This window comes from Lacticaseibacillus parahuelsenbergensis (assembly GCF_030770265.1).
GTDB classification, from domain to species: domain Bacteria; phylum Bacillota; class Bacilli; order Lactobacillales; family Lactobacillaceae; genus Lacticaseibacillus; species Lacticaseibacillus casei.
Window position 1 is genome coordinate 485,888 of record NZ_CP132482.1, and the last position, 21,431, is coordinate 507,318.

Here is a 21,431-nt window from a genome sequence, read left to right on the forward strand (position 1 = left end):
TGCTAAGAATGATTGACCATAGAAATCAAAGAACTAAGGTGAAGATAGTAACAGATTGAGAACAATTGAGTTGTTCACACGAAAAAATAGTCAAAAGAGGAGATCTTGATATGGCAACAAAAGCAGCAGATCAGTTAGTCAGCGTTTTGATGGATTGGCAAGTGAAGCACGTTTTTGGCCTGCCAGGTGATTCGATTGATACGACCGTTGATGCGTTGCGCCGCCATCAAGACAAGATTAAGTTCGTTCAGGTTCGGCATGAAGAGGTTGCGGCACTAGCTGCCTCGGCAACGGCCAAGCTGACTGGCGGCTTGGGCGTCTGCCTGTCAATTGGTGGCCCGGGTGCCATCCATCTGTTGAACGGGTTGTATGACGCCAAAATGGATCACGCCCCGGTTTTGGCATTGTTGGGACAAGTCACGACCAGCAATTTGAATGAAGGCTTTTTCCAGGAAGTCAATACCCCTAAGCTCTTTGATGACGTGGCGGTTTACAATAAAACGGTCATGGCTTCGGATAATTTAGGCCAGATTGTCGACACGGCGATTCGAACCGCGTTTACGGAAAAAGGCGTAGCGGTTTTGACGATTCCAGATGATTTGCCGGATCAAAAGGAAACGACGAGTTATCGCGACAGTGCTGCGGCCTTTGCGTTGAACGTGCCGGAAGTTGATCCTAAGCAGCTGGATGATGTGGCTTCGCTATTGCAGAAGTCGCAGAAGCCATTAGCTTTGATCGGCCGTGGGGCGGAACATGCCGGGGAACAGGTTCAAAAGTTTGTTGAGGCTAACCACATCCCGTTTATTCAAACGATGCCGGCTAAAGGGACAGTTGCCGATGATCATCCTAATAGTCTGGGCAATGTCGGTAAGCTCGGCACCAAACCTGCTTATGAAGCGATGAAGGCAACTGATTTGCTGTTCATGATCGGTACCAACTACCCGTATACACCTTACTTACCTGATGAAGGACAGGCAAAATGTGTCCAAATCGACACGCAGCCAGAAAATCTGGGCAAGCGGTACTCGGTTGATGTGGCGGTCGACGGTGATGTCGAAAACTTTTTGACCGAGCTGAATGCCAAGGGATCGTTACGGGATGACGATCGCTTCTTGAAAGCTTGCCAGAAGAATATGGAAAGTTGGGACAAGTGGATGGCCGAAAAGCGTCTATTGACCACGAACCCAGCCTCGCCGGAAGCAGTCTTTGCCACGATTGATCAAACCGCGCCAAAAGATGCGGTTTACTCAGTTGATGTCGGGACGTCGACGTCATGGGGTGCCCGTTTTCTAAACGTTCAACCAACGCAGAAATACACCATTTCGGCTTGGCTAGGCACGATGGGTTGCGGCTTGCCGGGTGCGATTGCCGGGGCTGAAGCTTTCCCGAAGCGGCAAAATATCAGTGTGGCTGGTGATGGCGCGTTTGCCATGGTCATGCAGGATTTCGTCACGGCTGTTAAGTACAAGCTGCCCATTATCATGGTTGTTTTGAACAACCAGAAATTAGCGTTCATCGAATATGAACAGCAAAGTGCCGGTCAGTTGAATTATGAAATTGATTTGGCGGACATGGACTATGCCAAGATTGCTGAAGCTGCTGGGGGCGTTGGTTACACAGCCCACAGCAACGACGAGTTCAAGGAAGCGTTGACCAAAGCCTATCAGGAAACGGAGAAGCCGGTTTTGATCAATACCTACGTTCAAGACGACGCCCCGCTACCAGGCAAAATTGTCGGTGAGGAAGCGAAGGGCTACATGAAGTATGGGTCCCAGTATCTTGAAAATTACTGGAAGATTCCATCCATGCCACCGTTGAAGGACATTATGCGGCAGTTCTTCTAACAGAAGTTCAATTGTTAATGACAGTGCAAGGAATGTACTCATTAGAAAAAGCGCGAATTTTCTAAATGGAAACTCGCGCTTTTTCTATTGCTCATAAATCATTTAGTATGAAGACGTGCGCTTTTGTTATAAAGTTGACAGCCACGTAGCCATTTCCTTATGCCATGCTTTACGCGCCTCAGTGCCTGGCGACATGTTGTTTAACGTGATGTGCGCTAACTGTTTGTCAAATAAAACGTCAAAGTAGACCCAGTATCCAAAGACGTGACCGTTGTGCGCCAGCCATCCCGGCGTTTTTGACTTCATCCAGCCCATGCCGTAAAAATCGTGCGTCAACGTTAATGCTTCACGCCAAGCTGACGCAGGTAAAATCTGCTGATGCAAGGTAGCTTGCGCCCATTTAGCCAAATCGGTGATCGAACTGACCACGGCGCCATCGCCACCGGTGTAATCGCCGCGACCTAAAGCCACTGGTTGGCCGTTGGTAAAATCTAGATCATCGTAGCTATTTGCCTCGGCGGTCTGGGTTCCGAAACGGGTTTGGGTCATTCCCAACGGCTGGAAAAATTGCTGTTCGATGAAATCCCCCAGCGGCATATCGGCAACTTGGGCAATGATGTGGCCGAGTAGGAAATAATTACTATTTGAGTAAGCGCCTTTTTCATCCGGCGCAAAATCTAGCGGATGGCGGTTCAATAAGTCAAGGACTTGTTGAAGGGCATCACCGTGAGCCAGATCTTCCAGTATCGGGTAGCTTAAATGGGATTCACTGGCGTTCGGCATCTTTTTGGTGTATTCGGCTAACAACAATTCAGTGTAGTCGGGAATGCCGCTTGCCATGTGCAACATCTGGCGCAAGGTGATCTGCTTGGCGTACCGATATTCCGGCAGATATTCCGACAACGGCGCGTCAATGTTCAGCGCCCCATCCGCATCCAACAGCAGCATGCTGTCGGCCGTAAATTGCTTGCTTAACGATCCTAAACCGCTAGTAGTGTGGATTGTGAATGGTTCTTGTTTCGCAAAATCCGCCATGCCGTTTTGCCAGTGGGACAATTGATTATTGGCATCCACTAAAATGGTGGCACCATTGAGATGATATTTTTCATTGATAGCTTGATAGCCGTTCCAATCTGTCACGAGAAGGCCTCCCTTTAGCCGAAAAAACGTTGAGGCAACGATAGCATGCATCCCGATGCTTTTCAAACTGAAATATCATCATTGGCCAATGGAAGTCTAATTGAGGGTTTTACTTGCCATACCGGTTGCATCATCTTGCCTTGACTGCGATGATGGCCTTAATCACTGAAGGAGGAAACACAGATGGCTGCGATTTATGATAATCCGGATTTTTTCAAGGCATATAGCCAAATGGATCGCTCGAAAAAAGGTTTAGCCGGGGCGGGGGAGTGGCATGCGTTGAAGACGGTCTTACCGGACTTTACCGGTAAAAGGGTGCTTGATCTCGGGTGCGGTTATGGTTGGCACTGTCGCTATGCCGCTGATCATGGCGCTAAAAGTGTGCTTGGCATCGATACGTCAGCCAAAATGCTTGCCAAGGCCGCTGAGCTGACGGATGACAAGCGGATCGCGTATCGCCGGCTGGACATGCAGGCCATCGATCAATTGCCGGGGCAGTTTGATGTCATTTTAAGCTCGTTGGCCATTCATTACATTGTCGATTACGCCGAACTTGTCGGCAAGATCAGCGACAAACTGCCAATTGGCGGGCAATTTGTCATGTCCGTGGAACATCCGATTTTTACGGCCCAAGGCAATGAGGAGTGGGTCACGGACGAGCAGGGCCACAATCGATACTGGCCGGTTGATCGTTATTTTGACGAGAGCAAACGGGAAACCGACTTCTTAGGCCATCGAATCAAAAAATACCATCGGACGTTGACGACCTATTTGAATACCTTGCTCGACAACCACCTGCGACTGGATCGCGTGATTGAGCCGACGCCGACTGCTGAAATGGTTAAAACCATTCCTGGCATGGCGGATGAGTTGCGCCGTCCGATGATGCTGATTGTGGCAACGACCAAAACGGCGTGAGCAGTCGTGCCTGTCTATTGTCGCCAATCCTTTCACGGCGTATACTCATGAAATCAAAACTAAAATGAATAGAAGGAAATCGCTCGTGAAACTAAGAATTGGTATTCCCACAGACGAACTGATCGAAGTCAATCCCGTGATGCCGAATAATCATCCTGCCTATGTGCCCCATGATGTCAAAGAGGCGTTTATTCACCTTGGTGCGCTCCCGCTCGTTTTGCCGTTTCCTGATGATGTCAGTCAGACCGAACAGCTGGCGCAAGATGATATGGCCTTGATCGACGGCCTGATGCTGCCAGGCGGCCCGGATGTGGATCCGACGCTCTATGGCGAGGAACCGCATCCCAAGATCGGCATGACGCTGTACCAAAAAGATTTGTTCGAAATTGCCTTGATTAAGGCAGCCTTAGCGGCGAACAAGCCGATTTTTGGCATTTGCCGCGGGATCCAAATCATGAACGTTGCCATGGGCGGCACGTTGTATCAGGATCTTGAACAGCAATATCCTGATTTGAAAATTCAACATCCCCAAGCCACATTGGGTCAGTTTGCGACCCACCATGCCGAATTAACGCCTGGTAGTCGCTTGGCTGATTTGTACGGCAAGGAGACCATTAAAGTCAACTCCCGCCACCACCAAGCAGTTAAGACTGTCGGCAAGGGATTGAGGGTGACAGCCGTTGCGCCGGATGGCGTGGTCGAAGGAATGGAGTCCACGGACAACGATCTGTTCTTAGGTGTTCAGTGGCATCCCGAAAACATGTGGCAGCAGGAAGATCCGCAACAGCTCGTTGTTTTCCAGGACTTTTTGAAACGTGTTGCGGATCATCAGAAGTGACTTCTGCGGTTCGATGAATCGTAAAAAGTGCCCCGTTAAACGTATCCGTTGAAAACCGTCTCGTTCATGAGGCGGTTTTTCTGTGTGGTGCGTTACAGTCAAATCGCAATTAGTAGTGACAAGCCCCAAAACAATTTTCAGAAAATCTTTTCTTTTAGCTAGAATCATGTAAGATTGAAGCCGAGTAGCATTGACAAAACGGTTGTTGTTTAATGAAGCCATTAGGCATGGGACCGGAGCATATGAGGAGGAACCGGAATGGACGATGAAGCCGTTATTGAGCAGCTCACGGAGAAGCAAACCGAGCTGATTGAGTTTTTGTACGTGGACTATAACGGGCTGACACGGGGAAAAGTGATTCCGCTGGCCAGCCTGAAAGCCAAGCTGGCTGACGGGATCGGCTTGACCAAAGCAACGCTGAATGTCAGTGAACGTGACACCATTTTGCCGGTCGCCGACATGACGCCGATTGGTGAATTGCGGTTGATCGGGAACGCTGCTTCGGCGCATGTGCTGCCTTACATGCCGCAAGTGGCAACCTTAATGGGCGATATTTATAATCTTGATAAAACGCCTTATGCCTCCGATCCGCGCACCATTCTGAAACGAGTGGTCAAGCAGTTGGCTGACGCAGGCTTCACCGTGAAAATGGCTTATGAAAACGAGTTCGAGTTGTTCACCGGGGATAAGGATCATCGCGAACCGGCGATGCCGCGAGTTGCCTTCTCAACGGAGTCCATGGACTTTGCCTATCCGTTCATTCTTAAAACGATCAATCAACTGCAACAAGTCGGGATTATGCCGAATGCCTACTATCCGGAAGGCGGCATTGGCCAGCACGAATTGAGCATGTTGCCGCAGGATCCGGTGACCGCGGCAGACAATGAAGTGATTTACAAGCGGATCATTAAAAACACCGCCACAGATTTTGACTTGTATGCCTCCTTTGCGCCGAAGCCCCTTGTCGATTCGGCTGGCTCCGGCGCGCATATTCATTTATCGTTGTGGCGTGGACAAGAAGACGCCTTTTTCGATGCAGACGCGCCGATGCAGCTATCCAAGACCGGTCAGTATTTTGTCGGTGGCGTATTGAAACATATTCAAGGCTTGCTGGCGCTGACCTGTCCATCGGCGAATTCCTATCAGCGGCTGGCTCCGGGGCATTGGAGCAGCGCTTATGCGACTTATGGCAAGGACAATCGCGAGGCGGCGGTGCGGATTCCGTCAACGGCGTGGGGCGATCCGGCTAGCTCGATGAACATTGAGCTGAAAGCGAGCGATGCGACGGCAAATCCGTATTTGGCATTTGCTGGCTTACTGGCAGCAGGGCTGGATGGTATTCAGCACCAGACGCAACCGGGTGATTATTGTGATGTGGATCCGGCAACGTTAAGCGAAGCCCAACGCAATGAGATGGGGATTCACCGTCTGCCGCAGTCATTGAACCAGGCGGTCGACGCGTTCGTGACCGATTCGCTTTTCCACGACGTATTCGGTCCGCAACTGATCGATGCTTACGCCAAAATCAAGCGCGAAGACGATCAATATTATTCGAAGTTAGCATTAGAGAAAATTGCGGCATTGCACCGCGAGCTATATTGAATTGCAAGTTGAAGAACTAATTTCGGCCATCATCATGAATGGTGACCGCTGTGCATGAGGAGGAAACATTTTGGACGACCTAACGGAGTTTGTCGACCAAGTCCCATTGTTGGACCATCACTGTCATTTCTTAATTAACGGGAAAGTGCCGAATCGCGACGAACGGTTGGCGCAGGTGTCGACAGAGGCGGACAATGATTATCCGCTCGCCGATACCAAAAACCGCTTGGCCTATCACGGCTTTTTAGCTGTAGCCAAGCAATTTGCCCTTGATGCCAAGCACCCGCTGGCAGCGATGAATGATCCGGGTTATGCCACTTATAATCAGCGCATTTTCGGTCATTATCACTTTAAAGAATTGCTGATTGATACCGGATTTGTGCCGGATGACGCGATTCTCGACTTAGATGAAACTGCTAAGCTAACCGGTGTGCCGGTGAAGGCGATTTATCGTCTGGAAACGCATGCTGAAACGTTCATGCTGAAATCAGACAATTTTGCGGCTTGGTGGCAGGCTTTTAGTCAGGACATTCAACAGGCGAAGGCACATGGCTATGTCGGCTTCAAATCGATTGCAGCTTACCGCGTGGGGTTGCACATTGAACCGGTTAATCTCATGGAAGCCGCGGCTGGGTTTGATACCTGGAAGAACTCCGGAGTCAAACGGTTAACGTCCAAGCCGCTTATCGATTACATCCTGTACCATGCAGCGCCGTTGATCATGGCGCAGGATCTGCCGCTGCAATTTCACGTTGGCTATGGCGACGCGGACACGGACATGTACCTAGGTAATCCATTATTGATGCGCGATTTCCTGAATGCCTTTGCCAAAAAGGGACTCAAAGTGGTTTTACTGCATTGCTATCCGTATCATCGCGAAGCCGGCTATTTAGCCAGTGTCTTTCCGAATGTCTATTTTGACATTTCGCTGCTGGACAATCTCGGCCCCAGCGGCGTGCAGCGGGTTTTTGATGAAGCAGTCGAACTGGCGCCTTACACAAGGTTGCTGTTTGCCTCCGATGCCAGCACGTATCCGGAAATGTATGGGTTAGCGGCGCAACAATTCAAACAGGCACTGATCGGGCATTTTGCCTCCCTGCCATTTGTCGATCTGGCGCAGAAAAAAGCTTGGATCAACGCGATTTGCTGGCAGACAGCGGCCAAGCTTTACCACCAAGAAGAGGAGTTTGTGAATTAGTTATGGAAAAACGCAAAAAATTAACCTTGCTTGAGGTCTTCGGACTCTCGATTGCAATGGTGGCGCCAACTGGGGCGATGTCGTTTAATACGGCAAGTGCCGCCGCCAATGCCGGCATCAACATGCCAATCGCTTTTTTGCTTGGCGGTATTGGCGTCTTGTTTGTGGCGATTTCGTTCGTGGAACTGGGCAAGCGGATTCCCGGCGATGGCTCGGCTTATGCGTATAATGCCAAAGCACTTGGTGAAAAGGCCGGCTTCATTTCCGGCTGGTTATTGGTGTTGACGTACGTGACGTTCGTGTTTAGTTCCGGCGCCATTGTCGGCAACTTTGCCAATGTCTTTCTCAGTCATTTAGGCGTACATCTACCGGTAAATCTCTACAACATTTTGGTTTTGTTGCTGGGCGGCTGGCTGAGTCATAAAGGCATTGAATTTTCGACGCGCTTGACGCTGGTCCTTGAATTGCTGGCGGTATTGGTTTTGAGTGTGCTGACGGTCGTGATTATTTTTTCCGGCGGTCGCAGTGGTAACTCGGTGCAGCCGTTAATTCCGCAGCCGCATATGGCGACCGGTTTAGGGATGGGCATGGTATTTGCGCTGATGTCCTTTGCCGGCTTTGAAGGCTCGGCGACTATTGCCCCGCGCGCCACGAATCCGCGTAAAGCGATTAGTATTGCCTTGCTGGGTGCCGTGAGTTTTGCGGCGATTTTCTATTTTCTTGTTAGTTACGCCGAAGTGATTGGCTTCGGTTCCGCGCACATTGGCGATCTTGCGAAAAGCACGGCACCCATGAACTTCCTGGCGACCCATTATTTGGGAACCAATGCTGCGATTTTCATGGACTTCGCGGCGATGGTCAGTTATTTCGCCTGCTATTTCGGAGCGCTTAATGCCGGCGCGTTCATGCTGGAGGCGTTAGGTAAAAGCGGTTATCTGCATCCGTGGCTGGCGGTAGAAAGCGGAGACAAGCAGACGCCGACGCATGCGCTTGACAGCATTACCGGACTCGCATTGATTGTGTATGTTATTTTCGCGATCGGTTTGGGTGTGAGTGCCAGCGATATGTATAACTGGTTTGGCACGATTGGGATGCTGGGGCTGCTGACGGTTTACGTGTTGGTGAATATTGGCGCGATCGTTTACTTCCGCAAAGACAAAGGCCGGTCGATGTTCAAACATGTGCTGGCACCGGTGATCGGGATTCTCGTACTCATTTATCCGATTTACACGAGTCTCTGGCCGATTCCGGCGTTTCCGATGAATACTTTTCCTTACATCGCCCTCGTCTGGTTCCTGATTGGCCTATGGGTCGCAACCAAGCGGCGAAAAGTTGAGACGCGGTTGGAAGATTTTTGATTTTTTCTGAAGTTTAACGAAAAAAAGTGCGCTTGACATGTTGAAATGTCAGCGCATTTTTTAATCTCGCCGCTCTTGCTCAATAGTAACAGCTTTAGCATGGGCAGTGCCGGTTTTGACGTACTTTTCAGTGCCGTCTGCAACGGCTTGGCGATAATAGTGTTGCTTGTATTCAATCGTGTTGAGCGTTTGTTCCAGTTGCTTCATCTGGTTTTCGACCGCGGTGTGGAGCTGATTAAAGAAGTCCAGCCGCTTGGTGAGGGTGGCGTCGCCTTCGAGATTCCACTGCATAAACGTGCGGATATCCTTAATCGACATACCCGCCGTTTTAAGGCAATTGATCATTTCCAGTGCGCCAAGATTCTGGTCGGTAAAACACCGCACACCTGCTTGATCTTTTTGCAGGTCAGGGATGAGTCCTTCCTTATCATAGTAACGAATGGTCGGGACGGATAGATGGGTGATTGCGGCAACTTCGCCGATGGTGTATGAAACTGACATGAAAGCCTCCATGTTTCCTTACGAGATGACAAGACATATTGCAAAAAGAAACGACTTGCCCTAAAGTCGACTTTAGGGGATAAAGTGAGTGTAGCACGTAAGCCGATTGATGCAAAATTGCGTTCATCGGTCTTTTTTATGCCCTTGTCGGCGAAAAAATGCTGTTATGGCTACATCGCACGTGATGAGCAATGTGCAGCAATTTTTTAAAAGGAGTGAGGCTATCTTGTTGGAAGAGACATATACGTTAACGAATGGGGTCAGGATTCCCAAAATCGGCTTTGGCACCTGGATGATTGATTCGGATGATGCAGCGGCAAAGGCCGTTCATGAAGCAATTGATGTCGGGTACCGCCATATTGATACGGCGGAGGCTTATGGGAATGAGGCCGGGGTTGGCGAAGGTGTGCGGGCATCCGGCGTGGCGCGTGAAAATATTTTCGTCAACACCAAGCTCGCGGCCGAGATCAAGGACCACGACACGGCCGTCAAAGCTATCGACGGCTCGCTTGAGAAGCTTGATCTGGAATATGCGGACATGATGATCATCCATGCACCGAAGCCATGGGCCAAATATGATGAACCGGAGCGGTACTTCGAGGGGAATCTGGAAGCCTGGCGGGCATTGGAAGAAGCCTATAAAGCCGGCAAATTGCGCGCCATCGGAGTTTCCAATTTTGATCCCACCGATCTCAAGAACCTGCTGGATCATGCTGAAATTGCTCCAATGGTTGATCAGGTTTTAGCGCATATTACCCAGACACCGTTCAAAACGATTGACTTTGCGCAAGAGCATCAGATATTAGTCGAGGCCTATTCGCCATTCGGCCACGGCGAGATGTTCAAGAATAAGGACATCCAGAAAATGGCGGCTAAGTATCAAGTCTCCGTTGCGCAGTTGGGCATGCGCTATCTGCTGCAGCTGGGCCTACTGCCGCTGCCAAAAACCGTTAACCCTGACCACATGAAGGCTAATGCAGAGGTTGATTTTACCATCAGCGACGATGATATGACGATGCTGAAGCAGATGAAGCCGCTAACCAACTATGGCAAATATCAGTCATTCCCGGTTTACAGTGATCGATTGAGCTAAGCCCACGGACCGGCAACAACGACCTTGCCAATCATGTGACCGGATTCGACCAGTGCATGCGCCTTCCTCAAGTTGGCAGCATTCAACGGCTGTAGTGTCTTGGCTAAGGTGCATTGAATCGTGCCGTCATTGAGTAAGCTGGCAACTTTGTCGAGAATGATCCCTTGGGAAGCGAGATCATAACCATACCAAGACTTCGAAAACATCCACTCCCAGGCAAACGTGGCCCGCTTTTTGGTCAACTTTTGTAAGTCAATACCGCGCCGATTTTCCGTAATGGCGGCAACCCACCCGTCAGGACGAATCATGGTGGCGATTTCGTTCCAATGTTCGTCTAGATGCGAGAGGTTAAGAATGTAGTCAACATTTTTGAAGCCGGCTGCTTTTAACAGTGGCGGTAATGGCTGACGATGATTCAAAACGTGATCGGCGCCATGTTCCCGTACCCATTTTTGTGACTCGGGGCGTGAGGCAGTGGCGAGTACCTGCAGGCCGGCGAGGTGGGCAAGTTGCGTCGCCATTGAACCAACTCCACCTGATCCGTTAATGATCAAAATGGCATGCTTACGATTTTCCTTTTTGTTATCAAGTGGGATGTGCAGTTTTTCGAACAGCGCTTCCCATGCGGTGAGACTGGTCAATGGCATGGCGGCGGCTTGGGCATCGGTGAGCTTAGCCGGAGCGTGACCGACAATCCGCTCGTCAATCAATTGATATTCGGCGTCACTGCCGGAACGTTTGTAACTGCCGGCGTAGAATACCCGATCGTCTACGTGGAACCGGGTAACGTCATGGCCCACAGCGGTCACAATCCCCACGGCATCCCAACCAATGATCTTCGGCTGGGCAAGGCGTGCATGACCTGCGCCACGCGTTCCGGTATCGACCGGATTCACCGAAACTGCCCGGACATTCACTAATAAGTCGTGGCCTTCAGGTGTTGGCGTCGGTAACGTCAAATCTTCTAAACTATTTTCCTGTTCAATCGGCAAATGCTGCGTAAATCCAATGGCTTTCATCAAAAAGACTTCCTTTCGTTTGCTTGCTTAACCTTTCACCTTTTATGTTAGCCAGCATGCACTAACATAGTAAGTGAGCAAATTGTAAGTAACTTGTAGGAAAGCAACGAGGGGGCCTTGTGATGGATCGTGAACTTTATAATTGTGCTGCAGGATGCCCGGTTCAAAATACGGTTGATCTGATTTCGGGAAAATGGAAAAGCGTCATTCTTTATCATCTCTTTAAAGGGGATGCCACTCGCTTCAGCACGCTGACCAAGGCCATTCCTTCAGTGACCCAGCGCATGTTGGCGTTACAATTGGCGCAACTTGAAGGTGATGGGATTATTTACAAGAAAGTCGGCGATGAAGATGGTCGCGCCACGGAATATGGCTTAACCAAGTTAGGCCAAACATTGGCGCCGGTGATCGACGCCATGGCAGCCTGGGGTAAGTTTTATCAGACGCAGCAGGCTGCGCTGGCATGAACGGCGACGACATATTTTCTTTTATTCATCAACCAGTTAAGTAAAAAGGCATCGTCGAAAATTCGGCGATGCCTTTTTGGATCTTTTGCATTAAAGATAAGCTTGATAAAACAAGACAACCGCAAGCCCGATCGCGAAGATCCCAACCGCTGTTTTAATCACGTGCGACGGAATCAGGCGGACAATGATCGGACCGAGAAAGCCGCCTGCGAACAAGCCGATGCAGACCGGAATTAGAACCCACCAGGCAATCGGCATCGAGAAGATGAACATGATTGATGTGACCGTATTGTTCACAAGCGATGCGAGGTTACGCATAGCGTTGTAAGTTGCATACGGGCCTGCGACGATGCGCGACAGTACCGCGATCATCAACAGCCCGGCACCGGCGCCAAAATAACCGATATATAAGCCGACAAGCATAATCAACGCATAACCAAACCCTTGGGCAAGTTTGCGATGGGTAGCCTGATCGGGATCTTTTTTCGGCGTCAGGATCATGACGCCAGCTAGGAAAATAATAAACGGAACGACTCTTTTGAAGCTGGCATTGGAACTGTGAATTAAAATAAGTGCTCCTAAGACGCCACCAAGAGCATTAAGTAATGTGATGAGCAGTGCCTGGTGCCAGTGGCCTTTTAATTCCCGCCGCGATGAAAGGACCGACGAAGATCCGCTAAACAAAAGACCGATTGTGTTGGTTGCATTGGCCGTAATCGGCGGAATACCGACCGACAGCAACATCGGGTAAAGCGTGAGTGCCGCCATTCCCACTGTGCCATTGAGGATGCCGGCAATTAGGCTCATGCCGAGTAAATACAAGATTGTTTCGAGCGTCATAAGCTCGCCTCATTTGATTTATTTTTCGGGGTAAATCTGTTTTCTTTCATTATTTTACACCCAATATCATCTTATCAAGCTTAGCATTTGCGGATACTGCTGTCGCTTTTAAGCGTTTCCAGCTTATGGACCGATCGGGTTGCTTTTGGGAGTGAAAACAGTTATTTATCGGCAAGTGTCATGAGTCTTGTCAATGGTATGGCTGAAAATAATTTGCTATACTCAAGAAAAAATTCAGGTGGCACTGGAGGTGGCGGGATGAAAAAGCTTGAAATTGCTCATTTGGATAAGGCCTTCGATCAGCAGGTTTTATTCAAAGACGCCAATTATACGTTTCAACAAGGTAAGATCTATGGCTTGCTGGGGCGCAATGGTTCTGGTAAGTCGACGTTGTTCAACATGATTGTCCGTAACCTGCCGATTGATAGCGGCACGATTGCGGTTGATTCGGATGATGGGCAAGGGCTGATCACAAATTACTCGGATACGGCAGTCGGTATGGTTTACACTCAGCCACATTTGCCGGCATTCATGACCGGCGTTGAATTCGTTGACTATTTTATCGCGATTAATCGCGAACGGCTGGACCGGATGCATACAACGGTCAAAGCGGCGGACTTTTTTGATATGGCTGGGCTGGGTAAGGCAGATGCCAATAAGTTGTTGCGCGACTATTCGGAGGGAATGCGCAATAAGCTGCAGATTGTGGTGTCGTTGATGTTGAAGCCGCCGGTGCTGTTACTCGACGAACCGCTGACAACCGTCGATGTGGTGGCGGCGCATGAGATGCAGCAGATGATCGTTGCGATGAAGGCCGACTCGGTAGTTGTCTTTTCCACGCACATTATGCAGCTGGCGCAGGCCATCTGTGACGCGGTGGTGCTGTTGCATCAGCAGCAATTAACTGAATTGACGGGGCTGGATATTCACAGTCAGGCATTTGAAGACGCCGTGATTGCGCGGTTAAGTGACGAGGTGCAGGTAGATGCGTGATGCATGGCGATATTACTGGTTTCAAGCGCAAACCGATGCGACCACCGGGGTGAATGGAATCATTTACTTTCTGCGACGGATCCCGTTTGTAGGAAAAAAGATTCCAACCAGATGGTATCGCACGGGGACGTTGAAAAGTCTTTTGGCCATTTTGTTAAATTTCATGATGCTGCTGACCAAGCCAGTGATAACCCTCTTGATGATGGGCTTGGCGTTCCTGGTCGGCAATGCTTACAACGATTTCATTCATCCGCTCCCAACTGACTTCACCTTGCGAATTATGGTTGCCGTGTTGGTTTATTCACTGGGATGCCTCATGCTGCGCGGACTGATTTTTCGGTATGCAGCGATTAATATCAAAACGATTAAGCTTGGCGAGTACTTTTCGCTGGATCGGGTTGCATTGGTTCGGGGAACTTTGTTGATCAATCAGATCATTGGGGTCGTGATTGGTCCGTTTTTGCCGCTTTTTATTCTGGCACTTATCACCCGTAATCTATGGTTGTTGCTGGTTGGGCTGGAAATGGCCATCTTTAGTTGGCGGTGGCAGGCTTTTCTGCCGCGCTTGGCGTGGTCACACCGGCAACTGGGCTTAATGGCACAGATCATTTACTGGGTGAGCCTGTGGGGTGTGGTTGCCGGCGTGATGATAACCGGCCAACTCGCGGCATTTGTTAACGGTGTTTTCTCACCTTTAGGATTCATGATCGGCTTGTTCGCTTTGCTGGCGATGGCATGGTATATTCACAGCTTTTCTGATGATATTCCGTTTTTGATGGCATCCATTCAGCAGGCGACCATTACTTTGAACATGGTAACGTCTTCCCGGGATCAGCAGTTTTTGGCCGCTGGTAAGGCGATGCAGAAAAAGTTGACGCTGGACACCAAAGCAACGGTCAAGCCAACCAGCCGATCCGGTAGTAACTATCTGAATGCCTTATTATTTGCCCGTTATCGCCAGCAATTATGGAAAAAGTTGCGGACGCGGCTGTTATGGATTGGCAGCCTTGGCGTTGGAATTTTAGTACTCATCAAACTTTTCGCCGTTCATTCGGTCGGCGATTTGACATCGATTTATGGCGCCTTGTTCTTCCCGATGTACCTGTCATCACTCGGCGCACCGATCGTTCAACTCTTATTTGTTAACTGCGACTCGGCCATGTTGTACTATCCGTTTTATCGGCAACCGAAAACCATTTTGGTCGGGTTCTTCTACCGATTCTGGCGGATTGTCCAGTACAACGCAGTCACAGGCGGGCTGATTTTTCTGTTTATTTTTGCACTGCAATTTGTTTCATCGGTACCGGATGCGATGAACTTTTATTTGGTGTTACTGCTAGAAGTTTGCGGCATGGTGCTGTTCTTTTCCTTCCACGACTTGTTTATCTATTACTTGATTCAGCCGTTTACAGATGACATGTCGGTTGTCTCACCACTGTATCGGTTCTTGTACTGGGGGATGTACTGGGTGGCGTGGGTTTTCACCCAAGTGCAATTTTCCGGCTACGCGTATGCGATTTTGATTGGTGTGGTAACGCTGGTTTATGTGGCAATCGGCACCGCGGTGATTTATCGGATGGCACCGAAGACTTTCCGGATTCGGTATTGAGGCTCGCTTGGTGGTGGCAAGTGGTGTCGTGTTGCGAGCGAGTATGAATTTTCTGACAAAATCCATTGAAAAATAAAAAAAGGCCAACCACTTGATTCGAATAGGTGGTTGGCCTTAGTAGTAGACAGTGTTAATCGTTCATGCAATTCCAGATTCCTGTTATCATTGCACATTGGAATTTAAAAGAGCACTACGATCTTGAGAAATAGAAGGATTGCAAAGATGAACGCTGCTATCATCACGACTAAAAAAATGAGTGAGGCCGGTCTTTTGACTTTTAGTTTGAAATAATCATAAACCAAATAGCTCAAAAAGCTGATCGGCACAACTGTAGAAGAAAACACGGTGAGGGGCAGAGGCAAACCAGAAAACAATGAATCCAGCGTAAAGTATCCGGCGATCCAAAAGCCTAAGAAAGTAAGGATGTGCTTGTAACGGTTTTTAAAGACGTCCCTGTTATTCATTTGAATCACCTCGCTTTTTTAAATCCTACACGTACCGATTAATCATTTTGATACACTCGATCAAATGTCGTTTGAGTGATGTAACTTGTATGGCTAGCGTTCTTGTAGAATTTAATATTGACGCTCACATGGAAGCCATCACTCGCACTCCAGCTTGTTTGAGTGTAATGAAAGTAGACGGTGCCTGCGCCAACTGCACGTACGATAGTTGAAGCAATTCCAATTACTGTGCTAGCACTACCGCTAGCTAACCCGGCAATAAATCCAGCTGTGTCCAGAACATTTCCAAGTTTAAAAGAGCCGTTGTAAGTGGAAGTATATGATGCTGAAGCTACACTCATCGTACCGAAGGCTGATTTTGAGGAATTCAAACGGCTCGGCACCGAGTAGGCCTTCTTAATAGCAGCCAGCTGTTCAGCAGTCACATGGTAGGTCAAAGTGATATGGGTTCCGTCTGCAGAAGTTGTTTGACTAACCAAATTGTTCTCTGGATCTACGACAACATTTGATGGGGTTACTGTCGGCAGTGTTGAACTAACTGATTGGTTGGCACTATCAGCAGCGGAAACGGTTGTTCCTGCCAGAATAACAGGGGACAGTCCAAAGGTCAAAGCTGCAAGGGCACCAGCAAATTTGATAAACTTTGACATTTCTTTTCCTCCTGGAAAGTAAACACTTAACAAAAGTTGTTAGCAATAATGTTGGATACAGCGCGCTCTGTATTCGGTTACATTATAAAACTGCAAATGTCATTTTGTCAACGATTGGTTTATGGATTCAGACCCTGATATAGAGCTGGATTTCGCCGATTTTATACGAAAGGTATATTTTATATAAAAGTTATCCATTTGGTTATTTTAAGCCGCGTTTTCACCAATGTTGACAAGGAGTACACATCACGTTCAATTAAAAAATTGCGATGAATCAATGACAAGCTCTAAGTTAAAAAATGGCCGTCCGCTAAATACCGTAAGAGTGCTAATCAAGAAACGCTGGCGAACCACTCTCTATTCAGCGTAACCGTTTATTAGTGGGGCTTTTCCCTGCCCAGAAAGCGCACTTGGCGTATAATGAGCGTAATCTAACAATTTGAGGAGGAAAGTCATGAGCGAAGCAGCACATTTCTATGAAACTTTTCAACCGTCGCATTATGATCTCTATTTGGATATTAACCGGGCGACCAAGACCATTAGCGGCAAGACGTCGATTATCGGTGAAGCGAAGCAGCCGAACATTGCGGTTCATCAAAAGTATTTGAAGGTTGAATCCGTTGAGGCGAACAACCAAGCGGTCCCGTTTACAACCGATGATCTGGCCGAGGCCGTGCGGATCACGTTGCCAAAAGCAGGCGATGTGAAGTTGACGATTACCTACACGGCGCCGTTGACGGATACCATGATGGGCATTTACCCGTCTTACTACGAAGTGGACGGGGTCAAGAAGCAAATCATCGGAACCCAGTTTGAAACCACGGCGGCGCGGCAGGCTTTTCCGAGTGTTGATGAACCTGAAGCCAAGGCCACGTTTGATTTGGCGATTAAGTTTGATGAACATCCGGGCGAGACGGTGATTAGTAATATGCCGGAAGTGCGTGAAATCAATGGCGTTCATTATTTTGATACCACGGTGCGGATGTCGACCTATCTGATTGCGTTTGCGTTTGGTGAGTTGCAAAGTAAGCAGACTACGACGAAGAGCGGCGTTAAAATCGGCGTTTTTGCCACGAAAGCGCACAAGCCTAACGAACTGGACTTTGCGTTAGACATTGCCAAGCGTTCGATTGAATTTTACGAAGACTTTTACCAGACGCCTTATCCGTTGCCGCATTCCTGGCAGCTGGCATTGCCGGACTTTTCTGCCGGTGCCATGGAGAACTGGGGCCTGGTGACGTATCGGGAAGCGCTGCTGACGATCGATCCGGATAACACGTCGCTGGAGACCAAAGAGCGCGTTGCCACTGTCATTGCCCATGAGTTAGCGCATCAATGGTTCGGTGACCTTGTGACCATGAAGTGGTGGGATGATCTCTGGTTGAACGAAAGCTTTGCCAACATGATGGAATATGTTGCAGTGGACGCGTTGCAACCGGACTGGCACATCTGGGAAGCTTTCCAAACGCTGGAAGTGCCGATGGCCTTGCAGCGTGATGCCACTGATGGTGTGCAGTCGGTACATGTGCAGGTTGAAGATCCGGCTGAAATCGATTCGCTTTTCGACAGCGCCATTGTCTACGCCAAGGGGGCGCGGATGCTGGTCATGGTCCGTGCGTTGATTGGCGACGATGCCTTGCGTGCTGGTCTGAAAGCTTACTTTGAAGCGCACAAGTTTGGCAATGCCGCGGGCGCCGATTTGTGGGCAGCATTGGGTCAGGCGTCGCATCTTGATGTTGGCAAAATCATGCAATCGTGGTTGGAGCAGCCAGGTTATCCGGTTGTGACCGCCGCGGTGGTGGATGGCAAGCTCACCTTGTCGCAGCAACAGTTCTTCATCGGTGCAGGCAAAGACGTCGGCCGCCAATGGCAGATTCCGTTGAACAGTAACTATGCAGTCGCACCACAGATTTTTGCTGATAAGCAAGCGACATTGGGCGACTATGCACAGTTGCGTCAAGATAGCGGCGAGCCATTCCGGGTTAACGTTGGCAATAACTCCCATTTCATCGTGCAGTATGATCAAACGCTGTTAACTGATATTCTGGATCACCTTGACCAGCTGAATGCGATTGATCAGCGTCAGATCCTGCAAGATTTGCGGCTGTTGGCAGAAGGACGGCAAAATTCATACGCTAATATTGTGCCGTTGTTACCGCGTTTTGCCGAAAGTCACAGCGCGATTGTCATCAATGCCTTGTATCGGGTTGCCAATGATTTGAAGCAGTTTGTGACACCTGACTCCTCAGATGAAGCCCAGCTGAAAGCATTCTTCGATCAGCTTAGCGCAGGCCAATTTAAACGTCTTGGCTGGTTGCCGAAGCCAGACGAAAGCAATGATGATCAGTTGACGCGGCCATACGTGCTAAGCATGGCACTTTATGCTAAAAACGCTACGGCCATTGCGCAAGGTCACGACCTTTTCACGGCTAACAAGGATCAATTAATCCAGTTGCCGGCAGACGTGCGGATGTTTGTGCTCCAAAACGAAGTGAAAAACTTTGGCAGCGCCGCCTTGTTCGATCAGTTGTTGACAGCCTACAAGCAGACCACGGATTCAAGTTATAAGGCAGACATTCTCGCTGCCTTAACCAGCACCCCGGATAAGGCCTTGATCGGGAAAATTGTTGATCAGTTCGAAAATGCCGATACAATCAAGCCTCAGGATTTACGCTCATGGTTCCGCGGCGTATTGAACAACCATGTCGGCGAACAGGCTGCATGGGACTGGATTCGCAAAGAATGGTCATGGCTGGAAAAGACGGTCGGCGGCGACATGGAATTTACCACCTATATCACCGTAATTGCCGGCATCTTCCGAACCGCAAACCGGCTTGACGAATTCAAAGCATTCTTCGAGCCTAAACTACCGACGCCAGGGTTAACTCGTGAAATCACGATGGACACCAGCGTCATCGCCAGCCGGGTTGATTTGATTCAGGCCGAGCAACAAGCAGTTAATGGGGCGGTTGCTAAGGCGGTTAAGTAATTGCTAATGGAAAATTAATTAAATAATTTACTAGAGAGACAGATTCATTTTCGGGAATTTTGAAAAGTGAGTCTGTTTTTTGTTTCGACATAATAAGTTGTCAGAAGCTTTATGCTTGTAGTGCCAAAGCGGAGCAATCGTAGGCGTTTTGGGGCTCAGCCGTGCAAACAACACAGCGACCGGGCTTGTCGCTGATGTTGTTAGGCGACTTTGAGACAGCGGGCTTCTGGCTCAAAGCGCCGTCACAGCGTTCCAGCCCCAAAACGCCGGAGATTGCGGAGTTTGGCACGGCAAGAAATTATTGCGTTCAGAAACACGTCCATGGCGAAAAAGCAACTGCCTTTTTAGAAAAATCTAATCCATATCTATACATTTTCACGGGAAATAGGGGCTGCTAAACCGGTACACTGGAGAACAAATTCCTGTTTTTCCAAAGGCGGGATTTGTTTGGAGGGATATTCGTGGCAGACACTAAGAAACAACTGCGCTGGTATAACGTGGCTTTGATTGCCTTCGTCTCGGTCTGGGGCCTTGGCAATGTGTTTAACAACTATGCACAACAAGGCCTGTCCGTTGTGACCAGCTGGATTCTGATTATGCTGATTTACTTCGTGCCATATGCCTTGATCGTCGGCCAGCTTGGTTCAACCTTTAAGGATCAGGCGGGCGGCGTCAGTTCCTGGATTAAGGAAACCGGCAGTGTGCGGCTGGCTTATTACGCTGCATGGACCTACTGGGTGGTGCATATTCCGTACCTGGCCCAGAAGCCGCAAGCGATTTTGATTGCGCTCAGCTGGCTTTTCAAAGGCAACGGTAACTTTGTCAACACCGTATCGTCGATGACCGTGTCGTTGATCTGTCTGGCGCTGTTCTTACTTTTCTTATGGCTGTCATCACGCGGCCTGACGACCCTGAATCGTATCGGTAGCATGGCCGGTACCGCGATGTTCTTGATGTCGATCCTGTTCATCATTTTAGCAGTCACGGCACCTTTGATGGTCAAAGGGGTTCATGTGGCCACGCCGGACATGGGCGATTTGCACACTTACTTACCGAAATTTGATTTAAATTACTTCACCACGATTTCCATGCTGGTCTTTGCGGTCGGCGGGGCGGAAAAAATTTCGCCATACGTCAACAACACCAAACATGCTTCCAAAGAATTTCCGTTGGGGATGTTGGTCCTTGCCGGCATGGTTGCGTTTTGTGCCTTGCTAGGATCTTTTGGCATGGGCATGTTGTTTGACAGTCACCATATTCCGACTGATCTCATGTCTAATGGCCCATACACGGCGTTTGCGATGCTCGGCAATTATTATCATTTGGGGAATGTTTTTGTCATTCTCTACGCCATCGCCAATGCACTTGCTTCGATTTCGGCCTTGGCTTTTTCGATTGATGCCCCGCTGAAAATCCTGCTGAGTGACGCCGATCCGCATTTTATTCCTAAAAAATTACGGCGGATCAACAAAAAAGGCACGCCGATTAACGGTTACTGGATGACCGGGATTCTGGTCAGCATTCTGATTATTGTTCCGGCGTTAGGTATCGGCAACATGAATGAATTATACAAATGGCTGCTGAACCTGAACTCGGTCGTGATGCCACTACGTTATCTCTGGGTCTTCTTAGCATATTATCTGCTTAATCGTCACCTTGAGAAGTTCCAAGCAGACTACATGTTAGTGAAAAACAAACACGCGGGCATGCTCATTGGCGGCTGGTGTTTCTTCTTCACCGCATTCGCCTGCTTACTGGGGATGCTGCCGAAAATCAGCTATCTGAGCGATCCCGGCACATGGTGGTTCCAAATGGGCCTCAATGTGATTACGCCGGTCGTGCTCTTGGCATTGGGTCTGGTTTTACCAATGTTGGCACGGCGCAACGAGTTAACTACGGAATAAACTG

The 21,431-nt window shown here is 49.1% G+C and carries 17 protein-coding genes; 12 read left to right on the plus strand and 5 right to left on the minus strand.

Going from position 1 to position 21,431, the window contains the following annotated elements; genetic code table 11:
• Positions 1–110: 110 nt before the first annotated feature.
• The gene (locus tag LACPH_RS02260; RefSeq protein WP_274784379.1) at positions 111–1,844 is read left to right on the plus strand and encodes a pyruvate oxidase; all 1,734 of its coding nucleotides are present in this window, start codon (positions 111–113) and stop codon (positions 1,842–1,844) included.
• Between the two features lie 126 nt (positions 1,845–1,970).
• On the opposite strand, the gene LACPH_RS02265 is transcribed toward LACPH_RS02260, so the two are convergent.
• On the minus strand, positions 1,971–2,984 hold the full coding sequence (locus LACPH_RS02265) for a serine hydrolase domain-containing protein (RefSeq protein ID WP_306387202.1): 1,014 nt from the start codon (positions 2,982–2,984) through the stop codon (positions 1,971–1,973).
• A gap of 183 nt (positions 2,985–3,167) precedes the next feature.
• Here LACPH_RS02265 and LACPH_RS02270 point away from each other — a divergent pair, with 183 nt between their 5' ends.
• From LACPH_RS02270 to LACPH_RS02290, 5 genes are all read left to right on the plus strand, one after another.
• The gene (locus tag LACPH_RS02270; RefSeq protein WP_274784381.1) at positions 3,168–3,902 is read left to right on the plus strand and encodes a class I SAM-dependent methyltransferase; all 735 of its coding nucleotides are present in this window, start codon (positions 3,168–3,170) and stop codon (positions 3,900–3,902) included.
• Positions 3,903–3,987: 85 nt separating this feature from the next.
• Positions 3,988–4,740 carry a gamma-glutamyl-gamma-aminobutyrate hydrolase family protein gene (locus LACPH_RS02275; RefSeq protein ID WP_274784382.1) on the plus strand — a complete coding sequence of 251 codons (753 nt, stop codon included), beginning with the start codon at positions 3,988–3,990 and terminating at the stop codon, positions 4,738–4,740.
• Positions 4,741–4,998: 258 nt separating this feature from the next.
• Positions 4,999–6,342 (plus strand): glutamine synthetase family protein, encoded by a 1,344-nt coding sequence (locus tag LACPH_RS02280; protein ID WP_274784383.1) that lies wholly within the window; start codon positions 4,999–5,001, stop codon positions 6,340–6,342.
• 70 nt (positions 6,343–6,412) lie between these two features.
• Positions 6,413–7,540 carry an amidohydrolase family protein gene (locus tag LACPH_RS02285; protein WP_274784384.1) on the plus strand — a complete coding sequence of 376 codons (1,128 nt, stop codon included), beginning with the start codon at positions 6,413–6,415 and terminating at the stop codon, positions 7,538–7,540.
• A 2-nt stretch (positions 7,541–7,542) separates the two neighbouring features.
• On the plus strand, positions 7,543–8,898 hold the full coding sequence (locus tag LACPH_RS02290) for an APC family permease (protein WP_274784385.1): 1,356 nt from the start codon (positions 7,543–7,545) through the stop codon (positions 8,896–8,898).
• A gap of 60 nt (positions 8,899–8,958) precedes the next feature.
• On the opposite strand, the gene LACPH_RS02295 is transcribed toward LACPH_RS02290, so the two are convergent.
• Positions 8,959–9,399: a MerR family transcriptional regulator gene (locus tag LACPH_RS02295; RefSeq protein WP_274784386.1), complete on the minus strand. Its 441-nt coding sequence runs from the start codon at positions 9,397–9,399 to the stop codon at positions 8,959–8,961.
• A gap of 226 nt (positions 9,400–9,625) precedes the next feature.
• Here LACPH_RS02295 and LACPH_RS02300 point away from each other — a divergent pair, with 226 nt between their 5' ends.
• Positions 9,626–10,492, plus strand: coding sequence for an aldo/keto reductase (locus LACPH_RS02300; protein ID WP_274784387.1), 867 nt, complete (start codon positions 9,626–9,628; stop codon positions 10,490–10,492).
• Here the strand turns inward: LACPH_RS02300 and LACPH_RS02305 are convergent.
• Positions 10,489–11,511 (minus strand): zinc-binding alcohol dehydrogenase family protein, encoded by a 1,023-nt coding sequence (locus tag LACPH_RS02305; RefSeq protein ID WP_274784388.1) that lies wholly within the window; start codon positions 11,509–11,511, stop codon positions 10,489–10,491. The genes LACPH_RS02300 and LACPH_RS02305 overlap by 4 nt on opposite strands.
• 122 nt (positions 11,512–11,633) lie before the next feature.
• Between LACPH_RS02305 and LACPH_RS02310 the strand changes: the two genes are divergently transcribed.
• Complete coding sequence (locus LACPH_RS02310) at positions 11,634–11,978, plus strand: winged helix-turn-helix transcriptional regulator (protein WP_274784389.1); 345 nt, start codon at positions 11,634–11,636, stop codon at positions 11,976–11,978.
• A 90-nt stretch (positions 11,979–12,068) separates the two neighbouring features.
• Here the strand turns inward: LACPH_RS02310 and LACPH_RS02315 are convergent, their stop codons facing one another.
• Positions 12,069–12,818 carry a sulfite exporter TauE/SafE family protein gene (locus LACPH_RS02315; RefSeq protein WP_010493046.1) on the minus strand — a complete coding sequence of 250 codons (750 nt, stop codon included), beginning with the start codon at positions 12,816–12,818 and terminating at the stop codon, positions 12,069–12,071.
• A 258-nt stretch (positions 12,819–13,076) separates the two neighbouring features.
• Here LACPH_RS02315 and LACPH_RS02320 point away from each other — a divergent pair, with 258 nt between their 5' ends.
• A complete protein-coding gene (locus tag LACPH_RS02320; RefSeq protein ID WP_274784391.1) occupies positions 13,077–13,811 on the plus strand; it encodes an ABC transporter ATP-binding protein in 735 nt (244 codons plus the stop codon).
• Positions 13,804–15,420, plus strand: coding sequence for an ABC transporter ATP-binding protein (locus LACPH_RS02325; RefSeq protein ID WP_274784392.1), 1,617 nt, complete (start codon positions 13,804–13,806; stop codon positions 15,418–15,420). The genes LACPH_RS02320 and LACPH_RS02325 overlap by 8 nt, the downstream gene beginning before the upstream one ends.
• A 502-nt stretch (positions 15,421–15,922) precedes the next feature.
• Here the strand turns inward: LACPH_RS02325 and LACPH_RS02330 are convergent.
• Positions 15,923–16,534, minus strand: coding sequence for a hypothetical protein (locus LACPH_RS02330; protein WP_274784393.1), 612 nt, complete (start codon positions 16,532–16,534; stop codon positions 15,923–15,925).
• A 454-nt stretch (positions 16,535–16,988) separates the two neighbouring features.
• Between LACPH_RS02330 and LACPH_RS02335 the strand changes: the two genes are divergently transcribed.
• Together LACPH_RS02335 and LACPH_RS02340 are read left to right on the plus strand one after the other, a co-directional pair.
• The gene (locus LACPH_RS02335) at positions 16,989–19,523 is read left to right on the plus strand and encodes a M1 family metallopeptidase (protein ID WP_274784394.1); all 2,535 of its coding nucleotides are present in this window, start codon (positions 16,989–16,991) and stop codon (positions 19,521–19,523) included.
• A gap of 461 nt (positions 19,524–19,984) precedes the next feature.
• Positions 19,985–21,427: an amino acid permease gene (locus LACPH_RS02340; RefSeq protein ID WP_274784395.1), complete on the plus strand. Its 1,443-nt coding sequence runs from the start codon at positions 19,985–19,987 to the stop codon at positions 21,425–21,427.
• Positions 21,428–21,431: the final 4 nt, after the last annotated feature.

Excerpts from the sequence above, each read along its gene's own strand:
- LACPH_RS02260 (WP_274784379.1), top strand. The coding sequence starts at position 111 with ATGGCAACAAAAGCAGCAGATCAGTTAGTCAGCGTTTTGATGGATTGG.
- LACPH_RS02270 (WP_274784381.1), top strand. The coding sequence starts at position 3,168 with ATGGCTGCGATTTATGATAATCCGGATTTTTTCAAGGCATATAGCCAA.
- LACPH_RS02280 (WP_274784383.1), top strand. The coding sequence starts at position 4,999 with ATGGACGATGAAGCCGTTATTGAGCAGCTCACGGAGAAGCAAACCGAG.
- LACPH_RS02290 (WP_274784385.1), top strand. The coding sequence starts at position 7,543 with ATGGAAAAACGCAAAAAATTAACCTTGCTTGAGGTCTTCGGACTCTCG.
- LACPH_RS02295 (WP_274784386.1), bottom strand. The coding sequence starts at position 9,399 with ATGTCAGTTTCATACACCATCGGCGAAGTTGCCGCAATCACCCATCTA.
- LACPH_RS02305 (WP_274784388.1), bottom strand. The coding sequence starts at position 11,511 with ATGAAAGCCATTGGATTTACGCAGCATTTGCCGATTGAACAGGAAAAT.
- LACPH_RS02310 (WP_274784389.1), top strand. The coding sequence starts at position 11,634 with ATGGATCGTGAACTTTATAATTGTGCTGCAGGATGCCCGGTTCAAAAT.
- LACPH_RS02315 (WP_010493046.1), bottom strand. The coding sequence starts at position 12,818 with ATGACGCTCGAAACAATCTTGTATTTACTCGGCATGAGCCTAATTGCC.
- LACPH_RS02320 (WP_274784391.1), top strand. The coding sequence starts at position 13,077 with ATGAAAAAGCTTGAAATTGCTCATTTGGATAAGGCCTTCGATCAGCAG.
- LACPH_RS02325 (WP_274784392.1), top strand. The coding sequence starts at position 13,804 with ATGCGTGATGCATGGCGATATTACTGGTTTCAAGCGCAAACCGATGCG.
- LACPH_RS02330 (WP_274784393.1), bottom strand. The coding sequence starts at position 16,534 with ATGTCAAAGTTTATCAAATTTGCTGGTGCCCTTGCAGCTTTGACCTTT.
- LACPH_RS02335 (WP_274784394.1), top strand. The coding sequence starts at position 16,989 with ATGAGCGAAGCAGCACATTTCTATGAAACTTTTCAACCGTCGCATTAT.